At 68.7% G+C, this 26,777-nt stretch carries 25 protein-coding genes; 21 read left to right on the top strand and 4 right to left on the bottom strand.

Features of this window, described 5'->3' with window-relative positions; all coding sequences use genetic code 11:
- The first annotated feature begins 108 nt into the window (after positions 1-108).
- Entirely contained in the window at positions 109-2,109 is a 2,001-nt protein-coding gene (locus KZC51_RS01565) for a bifunctional copper resistance protein CopD/cytochrome c oxidase assembly protein (protein WP_247628269.1), read from the top strand.
- 15 nt (positions 2,110-2,124) lie between these two features.
- On the opposite strand, the gene KZC51_RS01560 is transcribed toward KZC51_RS01565, so the two are convergent.
- Positions 2,125-3,195 carry a hypothetical protein gene (locus tag KZC51_RS01560; protein WP_247628268.1) on the bottom strand — a complete coding sequence of 357 codons (1,071 nt, stop codon included), beginning with the start codon at positions 3,193-3,195 and terminating at the stop codon, positions 2,125-2,127.
- A 115-nt stretch (positions 3,196-3,310) separates the two neighbouring features.
- Between KZC51_RS01560 and KZC51_RS01555 the strand changes: the two genes are divergently transcribed.
- A complete protein-coding gene (locus KZC51_RS01555; protein ID WP_247628267.1) occupies positions 3,311-4,705 on the top strand; it encodes an ATP-dependent DNA helicase in 1,395 nt (464 codons plus the stop codon).
- A gap of 61 nt (positions 4,706-4,766) precedes the next feature.
- Here the strand turns inward: KZC51_RS01555 and KZC51_RS01550 are convergent, their stop codons facing one another.
- Both KZC51_RS01550 and KZC51_RS01545 read right to left on the bottom strand, forming a co-directional pair.
- Positions 4,767-5,414: a biliverdin-producing heme oxygenase gene (locus KZC51_RS01550; protein ID WP_247628266.1), complete on the bottom strand. Its 648-nt coding sequence runs from the start codon at positions 5,412-5,414 to the stop codon at positions 4,767-4,769.
- Between the two features lie 74 nt (positions 5,415-5,488).
- On the bottom strand, positions 5,489-5,803 hold the full coding sequence (locus KZC51_RS01545; protein ID WP_247628265.1) for a DUF2470 domain-containing protein: 315 nt from the start codon (positions 5,801-5,803) through the stop codon (positions 5,489-5,491).
- An 87-nt stretch (positions 5,804-5,890) separates the two neighbouring features.
- Between KZC51_RS01545 and KZC51_RS01540 the strand changes: the two genes are divergently transcribed.
- The 14 genes from KZC51_RS01540 (at position 5,891) to KZC51_RS01475 (ending at position 18,702) form a co-directional block, all read left to right on the top strand.
- Positions 5,891-7,171, top strand: a complete 1,281-nt coding sequence (locus tag KZC51_RS01540; RefSeq protein WP_247628264.1) for a serine hydrolase domain-containing protein — start codon at positions 5,891-5,893, stop codon at positions 7,169-7,171.
- Between the two features lie 39 nt (positions 7,172-7,210).
- Positions 7,211-8,227, top strand: a complete 1,017-nt coding sequence (gene corA / locus KZC51_RS01535) for a magnesium/cobalt transporter CorA (RefSeq protein WP_247628263.1) — start codon at positions 7,211-7,213, stop codon at positions 8,225-8,227.
- A 214-nt stretch (positions 8,228-8,441) separates the two neighbouring features.
- The gene (locus KZC51_RS01530; RefSeq protein ID WP_247628262.1) at positions 8,442-9,092 is read left to right on the top strand and encodes an MIP/aquaporin family protein; all 651 of its coding nucleotides are present in this window, start codon (positions 8,442-8,444) and stop codon (positions 9,090-9,092) included.
- 125 nt (positions 9,093-9,217) lie between these two features.
- Positions 9,218-9,889 carry a GOLPH3/VPS74 family protein gene (locus KZC51_RS01525; RefSeq protein WP_247628261.1) on the top strand — a complete coding sequence of 224 codons (672 nt, stop codon included), beginning with the start codon at positions 9,218-9,220 and terminating at the stop codon, positions 9,887-9,889.
- Positions 9,890-9,998: 109 nt separating this feature from the next.
- Positions 9,999-10,592 (top strand): sulfite oxidase-like oxidoreductase, encoded by a 594-nt coding sequence (locus tag KZC51_RS01520; RefSeq protein ID WP_247628260.1) that lies wholly within the window; start codon positions 9,999-10,001, stop codon positions 10,590-10,592.
- Entirely contained in the window at positions 10,568-11,314 is a 747-nt protein-coding gene (locus KZC51_RS01515) for a ferredoxin reductase (protein ID WP_247628259.1), read from the top strand. Before KZC51_RS01520 ends, KZC51_RS01515 begins: the two co-directional genes overlap by 25 nt.
- A complete protein-coding gene (locus KZC51_RS01510; RefSeq protein WP_247628258.1) occupies positions 11,314-11,589 on the top strand; it encodes a DUF6510 family protein in 276 nt (91 codons plus the stop codon). Before KZC51_RS01515 ends, KZC51_RS01510 begins: the two co-directional genes overlap by 1 nt.
- Before the next feature lie 68 nt (positions 11,590-11,657).
- Positions 11,658-12,326, top strand: a complete 669-nt coding sequence (locus tag KZC51_RS01505) for a TetR/AcrR family transcriptional regulator (RefSeq protein WP_247628257.1) — start codon at positions 11,658-11,660, stop codon at positions 12,324-12,326.
- Positions 12,323-13,411 (top strand): zinc-binding dehydrogenase, encoded by a 1,089-nt coding sequence (locus tag KZC51_RS01500; RefSeq protein ID WP_247628256.1) that lies wholly within the window; start codon positions 12,323-12,325, stop codon positions 13,409-13,411. Before KZC51_RS01505 ends, KZC51_RS01500 begins: the two co-directional genes overlap by 4 nt.
- Positions 13,412-13,849: 438 nt before the next feature.
- Complete coding sequence (locus KZC51_RS01495; RefSeq protein ID WP_247628255.1) at positions 13,850-15,052, top strand: cysteine desulfurase-like protein; 1,203 nt, start codon at positions 13,850-13,852, stop codon at positions 15,050-15,052.
- Between the two features lie 30 nt (positions 15,053-15,082).
- Positions 15,083-16,021 (top strand): ABC transporter substrate-binding protein, encoded by a 939-nt coding sequence (locus KZC51_RS01490; RefSeq protein WP_247628254.1) that lies wholly within the window; start codon positions 15,083-15,085, stop codon positions 16,019-16,021.
- A 61-nt stretch (positions 16,022-16,082) separates the two neighbouring features.
- A complete protein-coding gene (locus KZC51_RS01485) occupies positions 16,083-17,027 on the top strand; it encodes an amino acid ABC transporter permease (protein WP_247628253.1) in 945 nt (314 codons plus the stop codon).
- Positions 17,020-17,799: an amino acid ABC transporter ATP-binding protein gene (locus KZC51_RS01480; RefSeq protein WP_247628252.1), complete on the top strand. Its 780-nt coding sequence runs from the start codon at positions 17,020-17,022 to the stop codon at positions 17,797-17,799. The genes KZC51_RS01485 and KZC51_RS01480 overlap by 8 nt, the downstream gene beginning before the upstream one ends.
- A 69-nt stretch (positions 17,800-17,868) precedes the next feature.
- Positions 17,869-18,702, top strand: a complete 834-nt coding sequence (locus tag KZC51_RS01475) for a sugar nucleotide-binding protein (protein ID WP_247628251.1) — start codon at positions 17,869-17,871, stop codon at positions 18,700-18,702.
- Here the strand turns inward: KZC51_RS01475 and KZC51_RS01470 are convergent.
- On the bottom strand, positions 18,671-19,501 hold the full coding sequence (locus KZC51_RS01470) for an SDR family NAD(P)-dependent oxidoreductase (RefSeq protein WP_247628250.1): 831 nt from the start codon (positions 19,499-19,501) through the stop codon (positions 18,671-18,673). The two genes, KZC51_RS01475 and KZC51_RS01470, sit on opposite strands and share 32 nt — an antisense overlap.
- Positions 19,502-19,600: 99 nt before the next feature.
- Here KZC51_RS01470 and KZC51_RS01465 point away from each other — a divergent pair, with 99 nt between their 5' ends.
- The 5 genes from KZC51_RS01465 (at position 19,601) to KZC51_RS01445 (ending at position 26,749) form a co-directional block, all read left to right on the top strand.
- Complete coding sequence (locus KZC51_RS01465) at positions 19,601-19,861, top strand: hypothetical protein (protein WP_247628249.1); 261 nt, start codon at positions 19,601-19,603, stop codon at positions 19,859-19,861.
- The gene (locus KZC51_RS01460; protein ID WP_247628248.1) at positions 19,858-20,304 is read left to right on the top strand and encodes a BLUF domain-containing protein; all 447 of its coding nucleotides are present in this window, start codon (positions 19,858-19,860) and stop codon (positions 20,302-20,304) included. Before KZC51_RS01465 ends, KZC51_RS01460 begins: the two co-directional genes overlap by 4 nt.
- 312 nt (positions 20,305-20,616) lie before the next feature.
- Positions 20,617-22,137, top strand: coding sequence for a SpaH/EbpB family LPXTG-anchored major pilin (locus KZC51_RS01455; RefSeq protein ID WP_247628247.1), 1,521 nt, complete (start codon positions 20,617-20,619; stop codon positions 22,135-22,137).
- A gap of 78 nt (positions 22,138-22,215) precedes the next feature.
- Positions 22,216-23,208: a class C sortase gene (locus KZC51_RS01450; protein ID WP_247628246.1), complete on the top strand. Its 993-nt coding sequence runs from the start codon at positions 22,216-22,218 to the stop codon at positions 23,206-23,208.
- A 127-nt stretch (positions 23,209-23,335) separates the two neighbouring features.
- The gene (locus tag KZC51_RS01445; protein ID WP_247628245.1) at positions 23,336-26,749 is read left to right on the top strand and encodes a CLIPPER-2 domain-containing protein; all 3,414 of its coding nucleotides are present in this window, start codon (positions 23,336-23,338) and stop codon (positions 26,747-26,749) included.
- The last annotated feature ends 28 nt before the right edge of the window (positions 26,750-26,777 follow it).

Below are 26,777 nucleotides of genomic sequence, written 5' to 3'. Positions count from 1 at the left end.
GCACCTCGTCGAAGGCCGTCGCCCGTGTGGGCGGCGGCCTTCGTGCATGTCCGGACGGATACCGCCGGGCAGGTCGGACGCCGTGGATCCGCGGCTTAGGCTGGAGGGGTGAGTTCCCGCGCCGCTACGACCAGCCGGAGTTCGGCGTATCGCGTCGCCGGCGTGGCGATCCTGATCGCCGCTGCGCTCGTGGCCGTGGTCATCGCCCTCCTCATCGGCGGTGGGGCCAAGACGCCGCTGCTGCAGGATCCGGGCCCGTTCGTGCTCTGGGGCACACCGATCGCGAAGCTGATCATGAACATGGCCGGCGCCGCGATGCTCGGCTCCCTGGTGCTCGCGCTGTTCGCGCTGCGCAGCGGTGACAAGTCGTTCGACAGCGCCCTCAACGTCGCCTCCATCGGAGCCGCGGTCTTCACCGTCGCCGCGGGTCTCGCCGGCTTCCTCGCCTTCATGGTCGCATTCGCACCGAAGCTCAGCCTCGAGCGGGAGTTCGGTGCGCAGCTCGGCCGCTTCCTGCTCACGCTGCCGCTGGGCCAGTCGTGGCTCATCACGACCGTGTTCGGCGCGGTCATCACGGTGCTCGCCTTCGCGTGGCGCAGCTGGACCACGACTCTGCTCACCGCGATCCTCGCGGCCGCCTCGTTCCTGCCCCTGGCCACGCAGGGCCACGCGGGCGATCTCGCCGGTCACAACGTCGCGGTCAACTCGATCCTGCTGCACACCATCGGCGCTGCGGTCTGGCTCGGCGGACTGCTGCTGCTCGTGGTGCTCCGCGGTCGCCCGGACGTCGACCTTCCGCGCCTCGTGGCCCGGTACTCCACGCTCGCGATCGTCGCGTTCATCGTGGTCGCCGTCTCGGGCGTCGCGCGCTCGGTCGTCGCGCTCGGCGACTGGAGTGCCCTGTGGACGCCGTACGGCACCATCCTGATCGCGAAGGTCGTGCTGCTGGGCGGCATGGGCCTGCTGGGCGCCTGGTACCGTACGCGGCTGATCCCGAAGCTGGCAGGGGAACGCGCCTCCCGTTGGTTCTGGATGCTGGTGCTGTGCGAGGTCGCGCTCATGGGCCTGGCGTCGGGCGCCGCGGCCGCGCTCGCGCGCACCCCTCCGCCGACCGGTGAGGTGGCGTTCGCTCAGACACCCGCCGAGGTGCTGACCCGCAGCGCGCTGCCGCCGGAGTTCACCATCGACCGCTGGTTCACGGCATGGGACCTCGACATCCTGTGGCTGGTCGCTGCCGGGTTCGGGCTGTTCTTCTACCTCGCCGGCGTCATCCGCCTGCATCGTCGCGGCGACCGCTGGCCGATCTATCGCACCATCTTCTGGGTGCTGGGCATGCTGATGCTGGTCTGGGTCACCGGAGGCCCGATCAACGCGTATCAGGAGTACCTGTTCAGCGTGCACATGCTCGGGCACATGATGCTGTCGATGGCGATCCCGCTGCTGCTCGTGAGCGGGGCGCCGGTCACGCTCGCCCTGCGTGCCATCCACAAGCGCGACGACGACACCCGTGGTGGCCGCGAGTGGATCATGTGGGCGGTGCACTCCCCGTTCTCCCGCGTGGTCACGCATCCGTTCGTCGCGGCGGGGATCTTCATCCTGTCGCTGTGGGCCTTCTACTTCACCGACCTCGTGCGCTGGTCGATGTACGAGCACCTCGGTCACGAGTGGATGGTCGCGCACTTCCTGATCTCGGGCTACCTCTTCGTGTTGAGCCTGATCGGCGCGGACCCCGTGCCCTACCGCCTGCCCTACGCCGGCCGCCTGATCACCCTGATCGCGGTGATGGCGATGCACGCCTTCTTCGGCATGGCGATCATGATGCAGGAGGGGCTGATGGTCGCCGACTGGTTCGGCTCCATGGGGCGCACCTGGGGCCCCGAGCCGATCGACGATCAGTACATCGGCGGCGGCGTCGCCTGGTCGATCGGCGAGATCCCGACGCTGATCCTCGCGATCACCGTCGCGATCCAGTGGAGCCGTGACGACACCAAGGTGCAGCGCCGCGGCGACCGGCATGCCGATCGCACGGGCGACGCCGAGCTCGAGGAGTACAACGCGAAGCTCGCGGCGCTCGCCGAACGCGACCGTCGTCAGGGCGAGCGCGCCTGACGGCGGGCGCGGAGGTCAGTCCCCTTCGGGCTCGCCGGGTGAGCCGACGCGGATCGACGCCGAGCCGTTGGGCAGGATCACGATGGATCCGTTGACCTGGAAGGGGACGTCTTCCGAGACGGGCTCGATCGAGCCATCGAACAGCGACTGGATCTCGACCTCGACGTGCGCCACGGCGTCCGCAGGGGGAATCTGCCAGTGCCCGCCATCCGGAGCCACGGTCACTCGGGGCTGCTGAGCGATCGACCACTTCGGCAGGGAGGCGATGCGGTTGCTGACCTGAAGTCCGAACGGGCAGGCCGTGGGTTGAAGGACCTCCTGCGACGTGCACTGTGTGAGGAACTCCTCGACACGCTCCTGCACGACCTCGACGAACTCCTTCGTCGGGGTCGTCTGCACGTCGAGGGGAGTGATGGCGAGAGGGGTGTCGGCGAGCACGCCGATGCCGGTCGCCTCGGCGATCGCGGTGTCGACCGTCACCGAGTAGAGGCCCGGTGTGAACACGAGGAGGGAGAGCGGATCGAGAGCGCCGGCCTCGGCGCCGTCCGTCGAGATCTGCCGGCGGTCCACCTCGAACCCGTTGACGGCGAACTGGTCGGCACCACGGAGGGTGAGATCGACAACGGCGAGCGGACTGGTCGTGAATCGCCAGTTGGGGGTGACGCCGACCCAGCCGTCCTGGGCGACGAGGAAGGTGGTGGTGCCCTCGTGGCCGCCGGCCTGGTAGCTGACGGTCACGGCGGTCCCGCCGTCGACAGGTTCCTCGGCATCGATATGCACGTCGGTCAGCGGTGCCAGCGCGGCATGGCGGAGCATCGCCTCGGAGGCTCCAGGGGCGACGCCCGCCTGAGCGAGGGTCTCCCGGTCGACGGCGACTCCGGGGATGCGCAGCGCGTCGGCCGCCCGCCCCGCGGAGAGCAGGTCGAGGTAGCGGGTGACGAACGCGGACGGGCCATAGAACTGCTGGTACAGCGTGGAGGCGCCGGCGCCGATGGCCGCGACCAGGAGCAGTCCGACGACCGTCAGCATCGCGAGATCGACGGCGAGACGGGCGCGCCGAGGCGCCGTCGTCTCCACCTGGTTCATGGCGCCAGTCTAGGAGTGCGTCCTGAGACGATGCCGAGCGCCACGAGGTGCCGGCTGGAACCTGGCCGTAGCATGGGGGAGCCTCTGCATCCATCCGCTTCCCCGTGAGAGATCCGTGTCCCATCCCGCCCTGTCCGACGAGCAGCACGAGCTGTTCCGTCTCATCGAGGACACCAGCGAGCACGTGTTCATCACCGGACGTGCCGGCACGGGAAAGTCGACCCTGCTGCAGTACTTCGCGTGGAACACCAAGAAGCAGATCGCGATCTGCGCACCCACCGGGGTCGCAGCGCTCAATGTCGAAGGACAGACGATCCACTCGCTGTTCCGTCTGCCGATCGGCCTGATCGGTGATGGCGACATCGATCAGAACGACGCCACCCGCCGCATCCTGAACGCCATCGAGACCCTGGTCATCGACGAGATCTCGATGGTCAACGCCGATCTCATGGATGCGATCGACCGGTCGCTCCGCCAGGCGCGGGGCCGGCGGGGAGAACCGTTCGGCGGGGTGCAGGTCGTGATGTTCGGCGACCCGTATCAGCTGGCGCCCGTGCCTCCGCGCGGCGACGAAGCGCGCTATGTGCAGGACCACTACCGCTCGTTCTGGTTCTTCGACGCGAAGGTGTGGGCGGGCGGCTCCGGGGGGACGGGCTCGTCCGACCAGCAGGGGCTCTTCGAGGTCGACACCAGGGCGAAGCTGCACGTGCGAGAGCTGGTGCAGATCCACCGCCAATCGGATGACGGCTTCAAGGCCATGCTCAATGCCGTGCGCTACGGGCGGGTCACGGCCGAGATCGCCGGAGTGCTCAACGCCCAGGGGGCGCGAAAGCCTCCGGAGCCGGAACCGGGCGAGGTGCCGATGATCACCCTGGCCACGCGCAACGACATCGTCAACGGCATCAACAGCCGTCACCTCGCCGCGCTCGCAGGCAAGGAGCAGACGGCGCGCGCCGAGGTGAGCGGCGACTTCGGCCGTGGCGAGGCCTCGCTGCCCGCCGAGGCGGAGCTCAAGCTCAAGGTCGGGGCGCAGGTGATGTTCCTTCGCAACGACACCGCGATGACGGGCGAGCCCCCGCGCTGGGTGAACGGCACGATCGGCACGGTGGTGCGCATCCTCGGCAGCTCTGTGCGCGTGGACATCGACGGCGAGGAGGTCGACGTCGAACCGGCTGTCTGGGAGCGATTCCGCTACGCGTACGACCAGAACACCAAGAAGCTCAGTCGTGACGTGGTCGCCGAGTTCACGCAGTTCCCGTTGCGGTTGGCGTGGGCCGTGACGATCCACAAGTCGCAGGGCAAGACGTACGAGCGCGCGATCATCGACCTCGGGTCGGGGGCCTTCGCGCCGGGTCAGACCTATGTCGCGTTGAGCCGGCTGACCTCGCTGGAAGGGCTGTACCTGTCACGCGCGCTGCGGCCCCGGGACATCCGTGTCGACGAGGATGTGCGTCGGTTCATGCGCGATTCCTGGCTGGCGGCATCTACTCCGGAGATCCCGAAGAGCTGACGCAGCGACCCCACGCGGTCGGGTCCCTGAGCCTGTCGAAAGGCCCCCAGGGGTCGACAGCTCAGGCGGCGGCGCGTGCCCGGTCGAGGTCCTCGAACAGCTCGGTGTTGAAGCGGTAGGCGAGCAGGACCTCGTCGATCACGCGCTCGCGCTCGGCGTCGTCCCACGGGGCGGAGTCGAGCTGCTCGCGGTAGACGTCCTTGAACGCGGCGGGGTCGGCGATGTCGTCGAACAGGTAGAAACCGATCCCGTTCGTCTCGAAGCCGAAGCGACGCGCCATCACGCGGCCGATGAAGATACCGCCGGACAGGTCGCCGAGGTAGCGCGTGTAGTGGTGCGCGACGAATCCGCCTGGCCAGGTCGCGCCGACCTGACGGATGCGCTCCACGTAGCGCTGGGTCGTCGGCAGGGCGACGATCTGCTCGCGCCAGTCGGCACCCAGCAGGAACTCCAGGTCGGCCTCGAGCGCGGGAAGGCGCGTGAGCTTGTCGCTGAGGAACACGGAGACCACCGGGTCGTGACGCAGGCGCTCGCCGGCACCTTCGAGCGCGTCGTAGATGAAGTAGTGCTGCGCGACGAGGGCGATGTAGTCCTCGCGAGAGCCCTCTCCCTTGAGAAGGTCGGACATGAAGCCGGCGGTCTCGCTGCGCGAGTGCGACCCGGAGGAGCGCTCCCGGAGGGCGGCGGAGAAGGACAGGATCTCGGACATGACCTCAGTGTAAGGGTTACCTAAGTCGTCACGAAACCCGGAGGCGCATGAATCTCCGATGCGTATCCTGGGGATCAGTCGTGCGGGCGCGGCTCGATGCCCAGGCGCTCGCACGCGGCGTCGTAGATCGCGACGACTTCGCGGCGCACCGCGGGGCGGTCGGTGATGGGGCCGCCGGGCCACGCCACTCTCAGCTCGGTCGTGACGCCATGGCGGGTGACGTCCCACGCCCCGCCGTCACCATCGAAGCCGGTCATCACCGATGCCGTGATCGCGTCGCCGTCGACCGGGGAGAACGCCCGGGCGATGAGGAGGTTGTCGTCGGTGTGGTCGCCGTTCATGTGACGCAGCACGGCGGCGATCACGTCGGCATCGAAGGTGTGGGGCACATTCACACCCTATGCCGCGTCGCGCGGGGTGGTCTTTCAGCATCCGCGTTCTAGACTCGGGAGACATCATCTCGGGGGTTTCCTTCCATGCAGCTTCTCTCGTCGCGCCGGTGGCGCGCCGCCGCGGCCAGTGCGGTCGTGCTCGGTCTCGTCCTCACCGGTTGTACTGCGGAGGACACCTTCACGTACACGCCGCCCGCTCAGGTCGACGGGGCGCTCCCCGACGACACGGTCGCCGCGATGCAAGAGGCCGTCGACAACGCTCTGGTCGCATCCGGTGCCACCGGCGCGGTCGTCGGCGTCTGGGTGCCCTGGGCCGGATCCTGGGTGACCGGTGTCGGCACGACCGAGAAGGACGGCGCTCCCGTCGACACCGACATGTCCTTCCGGATCGCGGATGTGACGCGCCTGATGACCTGCGACGTGCTCTACGCGCTGGCCGATGAGGGCACCGTCGAGCTCGACGCTCCCGTCCCCGAGTACGTCTCCGGCGTGGCAGACATGAAGGACATCACCCTCCTCGACCTCTGCAACGGCACCAGCGGCGCCGGCTCGTCCGAGGCGACCGTGAAGTCTGCGTGGATGAACACGCCGGGCCGGATCTGGTCCCCGCTCGAACTGGCCGGGTACGGCCTGGGGCGGGAGCGGATCGCGCCGCACACCACCTACCGCGATTCCGACGCCGGATACCTGCTCCTGGGCCTCGCGCTGGAGCGCGCCTCGGGGATGTCGGCGTCAGAGCTGATCGCGGAATACGTCACGCAGCCCCTGGGGCTGGCCGACACATCGCTGCCGGGCGACGCTGCGGCTCCGCCGTCGACCGGAGCCGTGCTGAACGGGCACTATCTTCCCGCGGTCGAGGGTGGCTACACCTGTGCAGCGCCCGTAGACATCACCACGCTGTCCGCCAGCAGCGGCTTCACGGATTCGGGCGCCGTCTCGACCATCACCGACCTCGGCCGGTACATCCAGGCGGAGGCGAAGCAGGTACTGCGTACCAAGGAGGAGCCGGACCGCTTCGGTTCCCCGCTCCCGGTCAGCGCTTCCGCGCCATCGTGGTACCAGGCCACGGGAGGTGCCTACCTCGTCGGCTCCCTCGTCGGGCAGCACGGGTGGACACCCGGATACGCCACAGCCGCCTACTCCGACCCGACGACCGGCTTCACGGTGGCCGTGGTCCTCAACGACTCCACCGCTGCCGGCAACATCGCCGCCTACCTCTCCTGGGAGCTCGCGGCGATCGCGTCGAAGGCCCCCGCCGCCGAGGGCCAGACGGCGCCCGAGTTCGGTCTGCCGTTCACCGCGGAGCAGTACCACGAGGCGATCGGCGCAGCAGCCCTCACCTGCGTCCCCCCGCCCGCGGAGTGATCCCGGTCTGACCTGCGGCGACATCCGAAGGGAGCGTCGATGACGATCATCGACAACGCGATCTACGTCGACGGCATCCGCACGGAGAACCCGCAGAGTCTCAGTGAGACGTTCGAGCGGATGCGCGAGCGGCAGGGCATGAGCTGGATCGGACTGTACCGCCCCAGCGAAGAGGAGATCCGTGAGGTCGCGGACGAGTTCGGCATCCACGCGCTCGTCGTGGAGGATGCGCTCGCCGGGCATCAGCGCTCCAAGCTCGAGCGTTATGGCGATGTGCTCTTCATGGTGCTGCGACCGGCGCGGTATCTCGATGAGGCCGAGGAGGTCGAGTTCGGCGAAGTGCACGTCGTGGTCGGACCCGACTTCGTCGTGACGATCCGTCACGCCGAGTCGCCGGATCTCGGACGCGTGCGTCGCCGCCTCGAGGACGACCCGACACTGCTCGCGCGCGGGCCGGAGGCCGTGCTGTACGCGATTCTCGACGAGGTGGTCGACGAGTACTCTCCCGTGCTGGCGGGGCTCGAGAACGACATCGACGAGATCGAGAGTCAGCTGTTCGAGGATGACGTGGACGCGACGCAGCGCATCTACGAGCTCGGTCGCGAGGTCATCGACTTCCAGCGCGCGACGCAGCCGCTGTCGGGGATGCTGGAGGCGTTGTTGCGCGGCTCCGAGAAGTACCTGGTCGACGAGGAGTTGCAGCGCTACCTGCGTGACGTGCTCGACCACACGCTGCGCGTCGCCGACCGGGCGAACACTTTCCGCACGGTGCTCGACAACGCCCTGACGGTGGAGTCGACGATCGTCGCCCGCCGCCAGAACGAGGAGATGCGGCGGATGACCGAGCTGAGCATCCGCCAGAACGACGAGGTCAAGAAGATCTCCGGCTGGGCGGCGATCCTGTTCGCGCCCACCCTGGTCGGAACGATCTACGGCATGAACTTCGACCACATGCCGGAGCTGCACTGGGTGCTGGGGTACCCGATGGCGATCGCGATGATGCTCGCGATGGGTCTCGGGCTGTACGCCGCGTTCAAGCGGAAGGGCTGGCTCTAGCTCCGCACGGTGGCAGCGGTGATCTCCGCCTCGATCCTCGGGCGGTTCTCTCCGATCCGCGACGTTCAGCATTCTCACAGAAACCCCGCGCGCCCCCCGCGTGGAGGAGGCCCCGAGTCGATAGATTGTGGTCGCGCGAGAGGCGGCAGAGCCGGCCGAGTGCGCGGGCGATCACGCGGATCGCTCCACAACCTCACAAGAAATGAGCCCACTCATGACCGGTACCGCACGCAAGGCGCTCGCCGAAGCGCTCGCGACCTTCCTGTTCGTCCTCGCGATCATCGCCGCGGTCAACAGCGGCAACCCGCTGACCCCGCTGGCCATCGGTTTCACGCTCGCCGTCCTCGTCTACGCGACGGGCCACATCTCGGGTGCACACCTGAACCCCGCCGTCTCGGTGGGTGTCTTCCTGCGCGGCGGCCTCAGCGTCGCCGACTTCATCGCCTATCTCATCGCCCAGCTCGTCGGTGGCGTGCTCGCGGCTCTCGTGAGCCTGACCGTGTGGCCGGCCGGTGAGAAGGCCATGGTCATCGAGGTCGGCCCTGCCTTCCTCGTCGAGGCGTTGTTCACCCTGATCCTCGTGTACGTCGTGCTCAACGTCGCCACCTCGAAGGACACCGCGGGCAACTCCTTCTACGGTCTCGCGATCGGTGGCGTCGTGTTCGTCGGTGCGACCACGGTCGGCTCGATCTCGGGCGGTGGCTTCAACCCGGCCGTCGCGCTCGGCCTCTCCGTCAGCGGTCACTTCGCCTGGAGCTCGCTGTGGCTCTACTTCGCCGCCCCGATCGTCGGCGCCGTGATCGCCGCGATCCTGTTCCGCGTGCTCAACACCGAGGACGCGAAGAAGATCGCCGCCGGCGAGTAACTCCTTCTCTCCGGAACGCCGCGTATCCCACCCGGGGTGCGCGGCGTTCTCGCGTCTGCGGGGCGGATCCGGCGTCCGTCCTGCGGGGGATGCGCCTGGCGTTCCCGGCGTCGTACCGTGGCGACATGCTGATCGTCGAAGAGCTCCACCTGCTGCTGCTGCGCCCGGACGGTCGCCTGGAGACCTCCGCGGCGTCGTACCGTCTGTTCGGCGAGGTCGCCGCTGTGCTCGTCGACCTCACGCTGCACGGTCGGGTGATCGTGACCGAGGGGAAGAAGTCCGTGGTGCAGGTCGTCTCGGCCGACCCGACCGGGCATCCCGTGCTCGACGCCGTGCTCGCCCGATTGGTCCCGCTGAGCGGCAAGCGCCTGCAATCGCTGGTCCACTCCTCGAAGCTCGACCCGCTCGACGAGGTCGTCGCCTCACTGGTCGCGCAGGGCGTTCTCGCTCGCGGCGAACGGGGCTTCTTCGGCTGGGGTGCGCAGCGCACTCCGGAGTCCGATCCCGGCCCCGAGGCGCTGCTGCGCTCTCGGCTCGCCGCGGTGATCGCCGGCACGGCCGCGCCCACTGCTGCCGACCTCACGCTGCTCGCCATCCTGCAGGGACTCAATGCCGCCCACCCGCTTCTCCGCCACGACGTCGGAGAGCTCTCGGCCGGTCAGCTGCGCAGGCGGATCGAAGCGCTCACGACCGGATCACCCGCGGGCGACGCCGTGTCGCTGGCCGTGACTTCGGCGATCGCCGCGACCATGATGGCGGTCATGACCCCGGTCATCGTGGCGACGACCATCACCTGAGCGGTCGACGCCGGGCGCCTGTCGTCGTCACCCCGCCGCGCACGATCTTCCTGCAGCGCCCGCGAAGGCGATGTGGTGGAATGGGCTCGACGAGCGAAAGAAGACGCCCATGAGTGTGATCTCCCGCGGTTTCGGCGCACGCAGAAGAGAGTCGAACGACCGGCTTCCTCCCGGCCAGTACCTCACCGAGGACTTCCCCGTGCTGTCGGCGGGGCCGACGCCGCACGTGTCGACGGACGACTGGGAGTTCGCGGTCGTCGGGCTCGACGGCCAGCGGTACACCTGGTCGTGGGACGAACTGCGGGCGCTCCCCGTCGACGCCATCACCACCGACATCCACTGCGTCACCCGCTGGTCCAAGCTGGGCACGCAGTGGCGCGGCGTCGCGGTGGACCACCTGCTGGAACGCGTCGGTGCGGACGGCGCCTTCACCCAGGTGCACTCGTACGGCGGCTACACGACCAACGTGCCCAGGGCCGACCTCACGGGAGGGAAGGCCTGGATCGCGTTCGAGTTCGATGGGCAGCCTCTCGCCGCCGAGCATGGTGGCCCTGCCCGGCTCCTGGTCCCGCACCTGTACTTCTGGAAGTCCGCGAAGTGGGTGCGCGGGCTGACCCTGCTGGCCACCGACGAGCCGGGCTTCTGGGAGCAGAACGGCTACAACATGTACGGCGATCCGTGGAAAGAGCAGCGGTACTGGTGACCGACGGGTCGTCGTGGCGGACCGCCACCGTGGTGGAGGTGCGACCGGCCGGCTCGCACGGCCGGATACTCCACCTGCGTGTCTCGGAGTGGCCGGGGAACCTCGCCGGCCAGCATGTCGACGTGCGCCTGACCGCCGAGGACGGCTATCAGGCTGTTCGCTCCTATTCGCTGGCGTCTGCGGGGACCGCGACCACGCTCGAGCTCGCCGTGGATGAGGTGCCAGACGGGGAGGTGTCGCCCTACCTCGTCGAAGACGTGCGCCCCGGCGACCAGCTGGAGGTGCGCGGACCGATCGGGGGCTACTTCGTGTGGACTCCGGAGCGCGAGGGGCCGGTGCAGCTGATCGCGGGCGGCTCCGGCATCGTCCCCCTCATCGCCATGGCCAGAGTCCACGCGCGCTCTGCGAGCGCGGTGCCGATGCGATTGCTCTACTCGGTGCGCGCCCCCGCGGATGCGTTCTACGCCGATGAGCTCGACGCTCTGGCCGGCGACGCCTTCACGCTGGACTGGGCCTACACGCGCACGGCGCCCGAAGGCTTCTCGCGTGCGGCGGGCAGGGTCGACGCCGCAACCATCGCGGCGTCGACCATCGCCCCTGCCGAGCGGCCGACGGTGTTCGTCTGCGGCCCGACGGGGTTCGTCGAGACCGTGGCGGATCTGCTCGTGGCGGCGGGACATCCGCCGGAGCGGATCCGCACCGAGCGCTTCGGAGGAACCTGATGAGCGGCATCCATCCTGGTCGACGCGCCCGTGTCGACGGCAACGCCGCGGGCGGTCGTCTGTGGGAGCTGTTCGGTCGTGACATGACGACCGCCCGGGCGCAGTGCGGGCAGTGCGACCGGGTGGCGGAGCTCGCCGATGCGATCGCCGAGGTGGACGACGCGGGTGTGATCCTGCTCTGCCGTGGATGCTCCCGCATGCTGCTGACCTGCCTGCGCTCAGGCGACGGGGAGCAGCTCGTGATCGGCGCCCTCGCGCGGCTCGAGCTCCGCTGAGAGCCGGGAGGCACTGCGCGCCTGCCTATTTCTGGACACCTGTCTAGAAACGGGCGTAGGATCGAACCATGACCCGCGCTGACGCGACCCCCGACCTCGCGACCGTGCGCGACGGGATCCGGTCCTCGTCCGACCGCCGTGTGACGGCCACGCGCAGCCGCCTGTTCGATGCGGTCCGCGATCTCGCCGCGGAGGGCGCGGAGATCACGGTCCGCAGTGTCACCGAGCGCGCAGGGGTCAGCCGCGCCACCTTCTACACGCATTTCTCCGGCATCGACGACCTCGCCCTGCACCTGCAGGAGCAGGCGTTCCACGACATCGCGGAGGAGTCCAGGCCGAGGGATGGCGCCGCCCTCGATGCGACTCTCATGGAACGGTCCCAGCGTGCGCTGATCGCGCACTACGCCACCTACCGCTCTCTCTACGCCGCGGCTTTCGCGGTTGCGGTGCCGCGCGGCGCCGAGTCCCGCGTCGCCGAGCTGATGAAGGTCGAGATCCTCACACACCTGCGCGGCTTCGCGCAGCCGCCCGTGGGGATCGATACCGACATCGCCGCGACCTACATCGCCCACGCTGCCACCGGGGTCATCGCCTCGTGGGTGCTGGGAGAGATCGAAGCGACGGAGGATGAGCTCGCGCGCCACCTGACGCAGCTCATGCCCCGCTGGATGCACACCGGCATCCCCGCGGTCACCGGAGATGCCGATGGCCGACGTCCTGAAGGAGAGAAGCAATGAAGGCAACGCTCGTCCGCGAGATCGGTGCAGGATTCGTCAGCGCAGACATCGACATCGCCGCGCCGATCGGCCGCGAGGTGCTCGTCGATGTCAAGGCCTCCGGCCTGTGCCACACCGACCTCACGATGTCGAAGTACGACCTGGGCAACGCCCTTCCCGGCGTCTTCGGGCATGAGCTCGCCGGCGTCGTGACGCAGGTGGGACCCGCCGTGACGGAGATCGCCGTGGGCGACCATGTCGTCGGTTGCCTGGTGCAGTACTGCGGCGCCTGTGAGAAGTGCCTGTCGGGCAAGGTGTTCCAGTGCCTGCACCCGGAGACGACGCTGCGTGCCGAGGGCGATGCTCCTCGCCTCAGCGAGAAAGGCGCCCCTGTCGGTCAGGCCTTCGGGCTGGGCGGCTTCGCGCAGCAGGCCCTGGTGCACGAGAACCAGCTGGTGAAGGTGCCCGACGAGGTGCCGTTCGCACAGGCCGCGCTGCTCGGCTGCGGTGTCGTCACCGGTGCGGGCTCGGTGCTCAACACCGCCGACGTGCAGGCCGGCGACGCGATCGTCGTGATCGGTGCGGGCGGTGTGGGACTCAACGCCATCAACGGCGCCCTCGTCGCGGGGGCCACCACGATCATCGCGGTCGACATCGCCGACGACAAGCTCGACAAGGCCCGGGAGTTCGGCGCCACCCACGTCGTCAACTCGAAGGAGGTCGACCCGGTCGCCGCGGTGCTCGAGATCACCGGACGCGGTGCGGATGCCGTGTTCGATTTCGTCGGCACCAAGGCCGTCGCCGAGCAGGGCCTCGAGATGGCGGCACCCGGTGGCGGGCTGTACCTGATCGGGGTGATCGACCCGACATCGCACATCGACGTGCACCAGGTCGGCCTGATCGGATCGCAGAAGCGCATCCAGGGCGTCTACATGGGCTCGACCACGGCCAAGCGCGACATCCCGATGTACGCGAAGCTCTACCTCGAGGGTCGCTTCGAGCTCGACTCGCTGCTGTCGAAGGAGATCGCCCTCGACGAGGTGAACGAGGGCTACGACTCGCTGCGAGACCCGAACATCACGCGCGTGGTCATCACCTCGTTCTGACCCGTCGAGGCGCGCTGCGGGCTCGCTGTGACTCCCCGGACCCCGGTTGATCTCGCCGGGAGTCCGGGGTTTCTGCGTGCTTCGGCGCGGGGGAGCGGCAGGGACGGGGAAACCGATTTCAGAATGAGCGTTCCGGTGCTAACATGTGCCGGAGAGAGTGTGAACGCTCTCGATGATTCAATGGAGAAACACATGTACGGAGCGCACGGCGAGAACCGCCAGCGGCGCAATGGGCGCATCGGAGGATCATGCGCCCGCCGTACGACGGTGCTATAGAAAACGGATCGATCGCGACTGCGATTCTGTCGATCCTGCCGATGAATCGGTGCACCGACGTCTCTCCCATCCGTCATCACTGAGGTGATACGCGTGCTCCTGGAGTGACCGGAGCGCGCGGAGCGTAGACGCGCCGCCTCGGTCTCTGCCTGGAGTTCGATCATGCCCTCGACCTACCCCCTCTCCCGTATCCGCCGGCAGTTCCCCGCGCTGCGAACAGGGAGTGCCCTGTTCGACTCACCAGGTGGCACCCAGACGCCGACCCGCGTCGCTGAGGCCATCCGCGACGCGATGTTGAGCCCCGTCTCGCAGCGTGGACGCAACAACTACAGCGAGCAGAACGCCGACCGCATCGTCCGCGGCGCCCGCGCCGCGATGGGCGACCTGCTGAACGTCGACCCGCGGGCGGTCTTCTTCGGCCGCAGCGCGACGCAGATCACCTTCGACGTCGCCAGGGCCGTCGCCCGTCGCCTCGGTCCCGGCGATGAGATCGTGGCCAGCCGTCTCGATCACGACGCGAACGTGCGGCCCTGGGTTCTCGCCGCCGAGCTCTCGGGCGCGACCCTGAAGTGGATCGACTTCGACCGCGCGACCGGGGACCTCCTGGTGGATGACGTGCAGCGTGTGCTGAGCGATCGCACGCGCTTCGTCGCGGTGACCGCGGCGTCGAACCTCTACGGCACCGCCCCCGACATCGCGGCGATCGCGGAGGCCGTGCACGCCGTCGGCGCCGAGATCTACGTCGACGCCGTGGCGTACACCGCGCACGCGCTCGTCGACGCCGCCGCCCTCGGGGCCGACTACATCGTGTGCTCGCCGTACAAGTTCTGTGGTCCGCACATCGGCGTGCTCGCCTCCAGCATCGAGAAGCTGGAGGCGCTCGTGCCCGATAAGTTGCGCCCATCGACCATGCAGATCCCCGAGCGATTCGAGTTGGGCACCCTGCCCTATGAGTTCCTCGCGGGTGTGACCGAGACCGTGGAGTTCCTGGCCGACATCATCCCCGGCGACGGCACACGTCGCGAGCGGCTGGCGCGCTCCTACGCGGCGGTCGTCGCGCACGAGGATGCCCTCTTCGAACGCCTGGTCACCGGACTCGCCGCGATCGACGGGGTCGAGCGCGTCGGCTCTCCCCGCTCGCATGTGCCTACCGTGCTCTTCCGTGTCGCAGGTCGCACCACGGCGGATGTCTGCGCCGCACTCGGACGTGAAGACGTCGCAGTGATGGGCGGCACCTTCTACGCGATCGAGGCCGAGGACTGGGCCGATCTCGGCGAAGGCGCCGTGCGCGCCGGCATCGCTCCGTACACCTCGTCCGAGGACGTCGACCGTCTTCTCGCCGCCGTGCGCGCACTCACCTTCTGAACGTTCCACCCCTACCCGAAAGGACACACAATGAAGTCACGTCTTTCCCTCCTCGCCCTCTCGCTCGTCGGCATCGTCGCGCTCTCCGCCTGCACGTCGACCCTCCCCACCGATACGGAGGAATCGTCGGCGCCCGCCGCCGAGGATCAGCCGGCGGCGGCAATCGTCGCGGCGGTCGAGGCAGATGTCGAGATCGAGGCGTTGCTCCCTGCGCAGTACGCGGATGCCGGTGTGCTGCAGGTCGGCTCGAACCTGCAGTTCCCTCCGGCCAACTTCTACGCGGCCGACGGCACCACGCCCATCGGATACGAGGTCGACCTCGCCACCGCGATGGCGAAGCGGCTCGGAGTCGAGGTCGCATACAACGACTCTCCTTTCGAGAACCTCATCACGAGCCTGCAGTCGCAGCGGGTCGACTTCACGATGGCGGGGATGAACGATCGACCTGACCGACAGGAGATGGTCGACTTCGTCGACTACTTCAAGACCGGCATCGGCATCCTCGTCGCGAAGGGCAATCCCGACGACATCGCCGAGCCGGCCGATCTGTGCGGGCACGGAGTGACCGCGGGAGTCGGCAGCTCACAGGAGGCCTGGGCGCTCGCGCTGAGTGACGAGTGCGTCGCCGATGGGGCCGAGCCGATCGACGTCGTCACGGTGAACAGCGACCAGCAGCGTCTGAACTCGGTGAAGACGGGTCGAGTGACTGCCGAGCTCAACGACCTGGCCAACCTGGTCTACGTCGCGCAGACCGCCAACGCGGGGGAGGACTTCGAGGTCGTCGACCTGCCTCCGCTCGAAGGTGCGCTGTACGGCATCGGGGTCAACAAGGAGACGCCGGAGCTGCGCGCAGCGCTCGCCGCATCGCTGCAGTCGCTCATCGATGACGGCACCTACGGCGAGATCCTCGCGGCCTGGGGGCTCCAGGCCGGCGCCATCGAGACGGTCGAGATCAACGCGGGGCAGTAGTGAGAGCGGGGGACGGTCCCGGCCGTCCCCCGCTTCTGCTCCTCCTCCCCGAAAGGAAGCCGTGAAGACATCACCCCCGACCGCCCGGATCAGCACTCCGCTGGCGGCACCCAGAATCTACCGACGCCTCCACTTCTGGCGATGGGTCAGCGCTCTCGTCGTGCTCGGCGCGGTCGCCGGAATCATCGTCGTCCTCGCCGGCGCGCGCATCCGGTGGCCGCACGTGCTCCAGTACGTGGTCCTCGACACCATGGCCCAGGCTGCATGGAACACCGTGGTCCTCGCGGTCGCCGCGCAGCTTGTGGCCGTCGTCATCGGCGTCATCATCGCGATCATGCGCATCTCCCGCAATCCGGTGGCCACCTCGGTGGCGACCGGATACATCTGGATCTTCCGCGGAGTCCCCGTACTGGTGCAGATCCTCGTCTGGTACAACCTCGCCCTGGTGATCGATCGCATCGTGATCGGGGTCCCCTTCACCGACTGGACGTTGATCGACCAGCCGACCAACGCGATCATGACCGCATTCACCGCGGCGCTTCTCGGCCTCGCCCTCAACGAGAGCGCGTACATGGCAGAGATCATCCGTGGGGGGCTCAAGGGCGTCGACGCGGGGCAGACCGAGGCGGCGCACGCCCTCGGCATGAGCCCCATGCACACCCTGGCGCGGATCATCCTGCCGCAGGCGATGCGCATCATCATCCCGCCCACCGGCAACAACTTCATCAACATGCTGAAGACGACATCGCTGGCATCCGTGGTGACGTACTTCGAGCTCGTGAAGGCCGCTGCCAACATCTCCAGCCGCAACCTCGAAGTGATGGAGACCCTGTTCGCCGCGGCGGTCTGGTACATGATCATCGTCACGATCGCGAGCATCGGACAGTTCTATCTGGAGCGGGCCTTCGATGGCAGCAACCGACGTGGACGCCCGCGCACTCTGCGAGTGGCCATCCGCAACGCCCTCGTGCGTCCGCCCTTCTCCCGACGAGGTATCGATGAATGACAACACGGCGCTCGTGCGCATCAGGCAGGTCAAGAAGTCCTTCGGGGACAACACGGTGCTCCGTGACATCACGATGGACGTGCATGCGGGGGAAGTCGTCTGCCTCCTCGGCTCGTCGGGCGCCGGCAAGAGCACTCTGCTGCGAGCGATCAATCGTCTGGAGAAGATCGATGCCGGACAGATCTGGGTCGACGACATGCTCGTCGGCTTCGGGGCCTATCGTGACGGCGTCCGGGAGCTCACCGAACGCGGGATGGCGACCCAGCGCGCGCACATCGGCATGGTCTTCCAGCGCTTCAACCTGTTCCCGCACATGACGGCGCTGCAGAACGTGATGGAAGCGCCGCGCGCAGTGCGGCACCTGCCGAGTGCGGTGGCGAAGCAGGAAGCCCGTGAATTGCTGGTGAGCGTCGGCCTCGGCGACAAGTTGGACCATCATCCCGCGCAACTGTCGGGGGGACAGCAGCAACGTGTCGCGATCGCCAGAGCGTTGGCGATGAAACCGCAACTCATGCTGTTCGACGAGCCGACCAGCGCTCTGGATCCGGAACTCGTCGGCGAGGTGCTGAAGGTCATGACCGAGCTCGCGCGCCAGGGGATGACGATGATCGTGGTGACGCACGAGATGAACTTCGCGCGCGACGTCGCAGACCGCGTCGTACTCATGCACGGCGGCGAGATCGTGGAGGACGCGTCCGCGAAGGACTTCTTCGAGAACCCGCAGCACGAGCGAACGAGGCAGTTCATCGCGAGCTCGACCCGGGGCGCGTGAGGGGAGGGCCTCGCCGTCGCGCGAGCGGCGAGGCCGCATCCCACGGGCGGACGTGAGAGATTGGGACGGATGACTTCGTCCCACTCTCTCGCCCCCGCCCGCACGCTCCTCGTCGGCTACGGCAAGCTCGGCGCGCTCCTGGCGCCGCGGCTGCACGCCGGCGGCGGGGAGGTCCTCGCGCTGCGGCGGAGCGACGGTGCGCTGCCCGCCGGCGTCACCGGAGTCCGGGCCGATCTCTCGGCGCCGCTGCCCGAACCGCTGCCGCCGGTGGAGGCGATGGTGGTGACGCTGCCGCCGCGCGGCCCCTCCGGCTACCGCACCGCGTTGACGCACCTGGCCGCTGCGCTGCCTGCGGTTCCCGCCCGCACGGTCTTCGTCTCGTCGACCGGGGTGTTCGAGGGGTGGGGAGCCGAACGGCCGATCACGGAACAGGACGACCCCGCGCCCTCGAGCGAGCGTGCGCGCGAGCTGCGTGACGGCGAGCGCGCGGCCGTCGAGCTCTTCGACGCCGTCATCGTGCGCCCGGCGGGTATCTACGGCCCGGGGCGCGAGTTCCTGATCCGGCAGGTGCGGGAGCACGCGACCGTGAACCACCGCCGTCGCACGAACCGCATCCACGACGCCGACCTCGTGCGCACACTCGACCTGCTGCTGCGGATGCCGGAGCCGCCGCGCGTGCTGCACGCGGTCGACGCCGCACCGGCTCCTCTCGGCGATGTGGTCGGCTTCATCGCGCAGACCCTCGGCGTCGAGGCGCCGCCGGACGACGCCTCGGCTGCGGCGACCGGCACGGTGCTCGACGGCTCGCTGCTGCGTGCGGTGCTGGGCGAGCTGGAGTACCCGACCTACGAGGCGGGGTATGCCGCGATGCTCACGAGCCCGCCGCGATCCACCCCCGTGTGAAGCCGAGAACACGGCTGCCGTCGGTGTCGGCGAGTGAGGCGCTGACGAAGGCGGTGGCGCCTTCGGAGGTCTGCCACCGGAACCGGTACTCGTCCGAGAGCACGGCCGCGGCGATGGCCGCTCCCGCGGACTCCGCCGTCTGCGCGTTCGCGAACGCCCCGGCGGTGCGGGCGATGTACGCGTCGAGCAGCGCGGCGTAGGGGCCGTCGGCCTCGGGGCGCTCGGCGTTGCTGACGAAGTCGCTCGCGACCGCGGCGGGCTCGATCACGCTGACGCGGATGCCGAAGCGCTCGGCGACGGGGGCGAGCGACTGCATGAATCCCTCGACCGCGAACTTCGCTCCGCAGTAGGTGTCGGCGAAGGGCTGGCCGACCGCGCCGCCCACGCTCGTGATCGTGAGGATCTGCCCGCTGCCGCGCTCGCGCATGCCGGGCAGCACGAGCTTGGCGAGGTTGACCGGCGCCAGGTAGTTGACCTCGAGCTGATCGCGCACCTGCTGCATGCTCGCCTGCTCCGCGGTCGCCACGCTCCCGCGCCCGGCGTTGTTCAGCAGCACGTCGATGCCGCCGAGTTCGGCCTCGATCTCGGCGACCAGGGTGGCGGCTGCCGGGTGGTCCACCACGTCGAGGGCGCGGACATCGATCGTCACCCCCGCGGCGGAGGCGGCCGCGTGCAGACGGTCGGCGCGGGCGACGTCGCGCATCGTGGCGACGACATGCAGCCCGTGGCGGGCGAGTTCGACGGCAGCGTGCAGCCCCATGCCAGAGGAGGTTCCGGTGATCAGTGCGACTTCAGTCATGAGAGCACAGTACGCCGGTTCCGCTCCGCCCTCTTGCGCACCGGACCTCACCGGCGCAAGCCCCGAGACGGAACGCGATCCGCGCCCTACGCTGCACACGTGAACGACTCCTCCGACCGTCATCCTGATGTGCTGTGGGCCTGCGTCGAAGACGGCTTCCATGTCGGAAGCCGCGTCGGCGAGTTCCTCGGCTACGTCGATCGTCAGCCCGACGGCTCCTACGCGGCATTCGACGCCCGTGCGCAGAACATCGGCCGCTTCGACACTCTGCACGACGCCACCTCGGCCGTCGGCTCGTCCGACTTCGCGCCCGCACAGCCGGGTGATGCGCGCGACCAGAAGGACGGTGTCGTCCTGTGACCGCCGTGTCCGCAGACGACCTGGTCTCCCTCGTCTACACGAGCACGGCGGTGCGCCCCCTCGATGATGACGCGTTGTCCGGCCTGCTCGCCCAGTCGCGAGACGCCAACGGAGCCCGCGCCGTGACGGGGATGCTGCTCTACCGCGACGGCCGCTTCATCCAGGTGCTGGAGGGGGCACGGGGCGTCGTCACCGCGCTCGCCGCTGTGATCGCCCGTGACGGCCGTCATCGCGGCATGAGGATCCTGCTGCTGGAGGGCATCTCGGCGCGCCAGTTCCCGGACTGGACCATGGGCTACCAGAGCCTCTCGCGACTCACGGAACCGCGGCCGGACGGGTATCGGGACTCGTTCGCCGATCTCGACGTCGACTCCGACCGCTCCCGCACGGTGCGCGCGCTCTCCGAGCTGTCGCTCTGGTTCCGCGTGCGCGCCCGCCGCTGAACGACACGGGGGATCGGGAACCTCTTCGGGGAGGGAATAGCGCCCCCGATCCCACCGCGGATGCACGCGCATCCCGACGAGCGACTGGGGAGGACGCTCGTCACATGCATGACCCCTTCGCGACCAGAACGTGACGTGAATCGTCCGAGTCGGCGCCGATCAGCGGGGTCGACAGCGCCGCGAAAAGTATTTCTGCAATCCGCGTCACGATCTCCGTCGGCATGAGTCCGGTATGGCGAAGAGGTCACTGTGGGCGAGAACCCCGGTGTGCCATTGGGGGCCACACGGCCATACAGGGAGGGAGACGTTCAGGTGGCTGAACGCAACAAGACACGGCGGGTGCTGTCGCTCATGGGGGTGACGGCGCTCGGCCTGGGCGCAGTGATGGGCGCAGGCACGGCCGCATACGCGGCTCCGCAGGACTACGGCAACATCGACCCCGATCGCACGGGTTCGCTCACGGTGCACAAGTATCTGCACCAGGACGGGGATGTCGAGGGCGATATCAGTCAGGCCCCGGCCGCGGGTGACTTCACCGACCCGGTGGCGGGCGTGGTCTTCACCGCGTACCCGCTGCTCGAGAGCGGCACCCCGATCGACCTGAGCGTTCCGGAGAACTGGAACGATCTGAGCGACCTCGCCGCCGGTGCCGCGTGCGCGGCGCCCGCGGGCTACACGCTCGGCGCGCCGATCACGCTCCCCGCGACGGACGCCCAGGGCGCGGCGAGCATCGATCTCGCGGTCGGTGTCTACCAGGTGTGCGAGACGTCGGCTCCGGCGATCATCGTCGATCGGGCGACGCCGTTCATCCTCACCGTTCCGATGCCGCACGAGAGCGGCTGGGTGTACGACGTGCACGCCTACCCGAAGAACGGCGAGGGCGTCGTCGAGAAGACGGTCGAGCCGCAGCAGGACACCGGACTCGGAGCGGTGATCCGCTTCCCCGTGACGGTGCCCGTGCCCACGATGCAGCAGACGTGGACCGGCTTCGCGATCCGCGACACGCTGGACGACCGTCTCGAGCCGATCGCCGCCGCTGACGTGGAGGTCACCGCGGGTGGCGCGGCGCTCGACCCGTCGTTCTACGAGGTCACGGTCGTCGGTCAGCAGGTGACGATGAACTTCACCGCGGCCGGCATCGCCTGGCTGAACGAGGGCCCGAACGCCCACGTCGGCACCGCCATCAAGGTCGTGTTCGCGGGAACCGTCGTCGCGGTCGGCGACGGCGCGATCACCAACCAGGCCGAGCTCTGGCCGAACAACCCCGGCTTCGACCCCGACGGTCAGCCGCCCGTGCCCTCCAACGAGGTGCAGACCTACTGGGGAAACCTCGAGGTGCAGAAGCGCAGCGCCGGGACCACCGGCTCTGAGGGCCGCCTGAACGGAGCGACGTTCGAGGTGTACAACGCCGCGGACCCGTACGCCGAGGACTGCTCGGCCGCCGTGGCTGCCGGTGACCCCGTCGCCGTCAACGGCCAGACCGAGTTCACCTCGGCAGGCACCGGAGTCGTCTCCATCGCCGGGCTCTTCGTGAGCGACAGCGTCAACCCGGCGATCGACGCCACGCAGCGCTGCTACGTGCTCAAGGAGATCGCCGCGCCGTCCGGGTACGTGCTGCCCGCTGACCCGTTCACCTCGGTGGCGGTGCTGGTCGGAGCGACCACCACCTCCGACAACGTCGAGATCGTGAACACCCAGCAGGAGGTGCCGCCGCTGCCTCTGACGGGTGCGAACGGTCAGCTCATCCTGATCACCGCTGGTGCGGGTGCGCTCATCGTGGCCGTCGGACTGCTGCTGATGAAGCACCGCCGTCGCGTGGTCGCCGGCGAGTAACACCGAGCTGTTCCGGGCTGAGGGGCACTCAGGCCCTCAGCCCGGAACACCTTCGCGCACAGAAGGGGAGAGAGCGGCATGCAGACACGGGAAGCGCCGGAGATGGCGGAGCCGGCCATCGGCACCGCGCTGCGCGGCGACCGCCGCGCAGTGGCTGCCCGGCGGTGGAGGCCCGGCGGGCTGACCATCGTCATCGCCGTGCTCGCCCTCGGCGGGCTCGGCGCCGGACTCTACCCGATGACGGCGGCATGGATCACGTCCTACAACCAGTCGCGGGTGCTGGTCGGCTACGAGACGGCGATCGCCGATGTCGAGCCCAGCGCAGAGGAGCAGCTGCGGCAGGCGCGGGAATACAACGACGCCCTGAGCGCCGGAGTCGTGCTCGGCGAGAATGCGAACATCCCGGTCGGTGACGGCACGCTCTCGGACGACTCGCTGGACTACACCAAGATCCTCAGCGCGAACGCGGCCGGTCTGATGGCGCGGGTGAAGATCCCTCGTATCGATGTGGACCTGCCGGTCTACCACGGCACCAGCGACGCCGTCCTCGCCCGCGGTGCCGGCCACCTCGAAGGGTCGCACCTGCCCGTCGGCGGGATCGGGACGCGCTCGGTGATCACGGCGCACCGCGGTCTCGCCAACGCGACGATGTTCACCGACCTCGACCGGGTCGAGGTTGGCGACACCATCACCGTGGAGACCTTCGGGCGGGTGCTGACCTATCGGGTCAGGGAGACCAAGGTGATCGAGCCCGACCAGACCGACACCTTGCGTGCCGAGCCGGGCGAAGACCTGGTGACGCTGATCACCTGCACGCCGTTGGGGATCAACACGCACCGCATCCTCGTCACCGGGGAGCGGATCACGCCCACACCGGAGGCCGACCTCTCGGCAGCCGGACAGGCCCCGGTGATTCCGGGCTTCCCCTGGTGGGCGGTGCTCGGCGGCGGAGGGGCCCTTCTCGTCGCGGCGTACGTGGCCCGGCAGGGCTTCGCCGATGCGCGGATGCGGATGCCACGCGACACGGCAACACATGAGACCACGAAGGAGACTCACGGCGATGGCGCCTGAGTCCAGCGAAGACGACGCAATGACGACACACACCACAGGGGGAGAGATGCGGGAGAAGAGCATGTTCGGGCGGCGGCGGCGTTCGCGCCGTGCGTTCGGAGGATGGGCGCGGAGAGCCGGAGCGGTCATGGCCACTCTGGCTGTCGTCGGAAGCCTCGGCATCGTGTACGGCGATGCTGCGCAGGCGGCGACCGTGTACGAGATCGAGGGGCAGTGGCAGAAACCGGTGCCCGCACAGGTCTCTTCAGGGGACGCGCTCGTCTCCGAGTGGCGGTTCAACATCAACGATGACTCGGCCGCGCCCACGAACGATCCCGTGGACAACGTCACGGTCACCTTCACCGCGCAGAACGCGAAGTTCACCGCGTTGCCGTCCGTCTGTCTGACCGAGGGCGTGGATCCGATCTCGTCGATCTCGGCCGACGGTCACACGCTCGTCTGCAACCTGGGGACGCGCGAGCAGGGGACCGCGGAGCTCATGCTGGCCGGGCTGAAAGTCGATGGCGCCACCGGCTCTGGCGTGACGATCTCCGGATCGGTCGGCGGCGTGCAGGCGGCACTCCCGGAGATTCCCATCCTGAACGCGTTCGCGATGGACATGAAGTTCGATGCCGGCCGCCCCTCGAGCACAGGGGCAGGCGCTCGGCAGGAACTCTCCTTCCCCTGGTCGCTGCGCCACGCCCCTGGTTCGGCGGCAGGTCCGAACAGCGTCAGCTACGACCTCACCTTCTCGTCGACCGCCGGCAACACGATCACTGCGATGACGCCGGGGTGCGTCGTTCAGAGCTCCACCCAGGCGGGGCACCCGTATTCGGGCACGGGACACCCGGCGGCCGAGACGGCGCCGTTCCCTGCGACGTGCACGCTCACCGCTCTCAGCACCAACCGCTTGCGTCTCACCCTGACGGGTATCGACTACTCCAAGACCCTGCGCCCGAGTCTCGACTCGGGCGGCACGGCTCTTCCCGCTGAGTGGGATGTGGTCGCCGCCGGTCTCATCAAGATCCAGTTCACCTACACGGACCCGACGTCGACCTCGTTCCAGGCGAGCGTGCCCACGTACACGTCCCAGCTCGGGACGACATCGGTCGACGACGCGTCGAACAACACCAACAGCGTCGCCTCGACGCGAGGAGTCTGGACGGGCGGGTGGAGCCTGGGAAACCTCGACCCACCGGCGAAGGGGTCGGTCTGGACGGACACCTTCCGCACGCTCGCCGGTCAGCCGGCGCTCTCCAGCTCAGGAGTGCGCCCTCCCCTGGCCGGGGCGACGCGGAGCACCCAGGTCTGCACGATCGTCGATTCGCGCTACATCGACGTCACCGACGCGGCGATGGGAACCATATCGGCGGGGCAGGTCACTGCCTACCCGGGTGTGCAGTACCAGTACTACACGGGCAACGGAACGTCGAACAACATGAACCCGCTGCACGCCAACTACAACCCCAACACCTTCACGTGCGACGGTACGGGGTGGACGACTACACGTCCCGCCAACATGAGCACCGTGCGTGCCGTGAAGGCGATCATCACGCCGGCGGTGGGTCTGACCATTTCCGAGGCGATCCCGCGTCTGTTCGTGAAGTCCGTGATCAAGCCCACCGTGGCCGTCGGCCAGGACATCTGGACGTGGACCTCCTACACGCTGGACGGTGGAACGACGTGGTCCAACCAGACCCGTTCCATGAACCCTGCGGACGTATCGGCAGTCGGCGTTCTGACTCCGAACTCGCGGTATCCCTTCACCGCCGGTGGGCGCGATGTGCTCCGCATCATCGCCGCGACGCCGACGATCCAGAAGGTGGTCGATCAGCAGGAGACGATTCCCGGCGCGACGGTGAACTACACGCTCACCTATCGTGCCGAGGCGCCGTCGAACGCGGTCATCGGCCAGATGACCGTGCGAGATCTGCTGCCGGCGGGCATGGAGTACGTGGCCGGCAGCGCCTCGACCGCACCGACATCGATCACCGGGCAGAACATCGAGTGGGCCTTGAGCAACGTGCCGACGAACACGGAGTTCGTCATCACGTTCAGCGCACGCATCCCCGCCGATGCGAAGCCCGGAGACGTGTTCGCGAACACGGCAACGGCGTCGGTCGGGGGCGTCACGGTCGATTCGAGCGCCTCGACGCAGATCCGCGACGGCGGCTACACCATGCTCACCAAGACCGCCGCGCAGGCGAAGGTCCCCCATGACCACGGTGTGGCCCAGGACTCGTGGACCGTGCGCATCTCGTCGAAGGACACCCGCCCGCAGGCGTTCACCGACACCGTCGACATCCTCCCGTACAACGGCGATGGACGCGGCACGGACTTCACCGGCGACTACGTCCTGAGCGCACCGGTGCAGGCAGCCGCCGGAGCCACGGTGTACTACACGACCGCTGACCCTGCGACCCTCGTCGACGATCCTGCGGACGCGTCGAACGGCGCGGCCGGCACCGTCACGGGGAACACGGTCGGATGGTCCACGACGTTCGCGGCGAACGCCACGGCCGTGCGCGTGATCGGGCCCGCCCTCGCCCCGTCGGCGATGCAGGAGTTCACGATCGCCGTCGTCACGAGCGGCGCGACCTTCGAGGACGTCTACGTCAACCGGGCCGAGGCGCGATCCGATCGCACGAAACTGGCCATGCGCACCTCGAGTCGCTTCGAGATCGGCGCGGTGAACTCCGTCGCGCTGAAGAAGTACGTGCAGGACGCGGAGGGGGAGTGGCATGACGCGAACGACGTCGACGACTACCCCCGGTTCCATACGGGATCGACGCTCACGTACCGTCTGGTGGTCACCAACACCGGTGACCAGACGCTGCGCGACCTCGTGATCACGGATGACCGTGTCGATCTGGCCGCCCTCGATCCCCTTCCGGCCGGCCTCGCCGCGGGAGCGGTGCTCCCCGAGCTGCTGCCGGGTGAGGCGAACGCGGTGACCATCGAGTACCAGGTCGACCTCACCGACCGGCCCGATGGCGGGTACCTCGTCAACACCGCGTGCGTCGCCCCTGAGGATGCGCCGGCGCCGGCACCGGGCGAGCCCGCACCGGTCGAGGAGTCGTGCGACCCCGCCGGTATCGAGGTGCTGCCGTCGAGCCTGTCATGGGAGAAGGTCAGCGTCGAGAACGGCACTCGACTCGAAGGTTCCGAGTGGGAGCTCACCCCCGTCGACGCGGATGACCAGCCCGTCGGAGCATCCGTCGCGGTCGTCGACTGCGTCGCGGGTGACCCTGCGGAGTGCACCGGACCGGACGTGGACCCCGAGGCGGGTCTGATCCGAGTGGAGCCGCTCGAGGACGGCCGCTACCGCCTGGTGGAGACACGGGCTCCCGCGGGCTTCCAGCTCGACCCGACACCGCGATTCGTCGATGTGCAGGGTGTGACGGCTCTGTCGGAGGCGATCGAGAACGAGCTCTCCGAGGTGCCGTCGATACCGTTCACCGGAGGTGTCGGAAGCTTCAGCTTCTGGGTCGGTTCCGGGGCGCTTCTCGCGCTGATGAGCGCGGGTCTGCTGTGGCAGCGGCGGCGGAGGGTGCTCGGCTGAGCCCCGCTGCCCGAGGGGTGCCACTCGC

Origin of the sequence: Microbacterium croceum (assembly GCF_023091245.1) — a bacterium.
GTDB classification, from domain to species: Bacteria; Actinomycetota; Actinomycetes; order Actinomycetales; family Microbacteriaceae; genus Microbacterium; species Microbacterium croceum.
The sequence above is the reverse complement of the archived record's forward strand: the minus strand, read 5'-3'. Positions and strand labels throughout refer to the sequence as shown.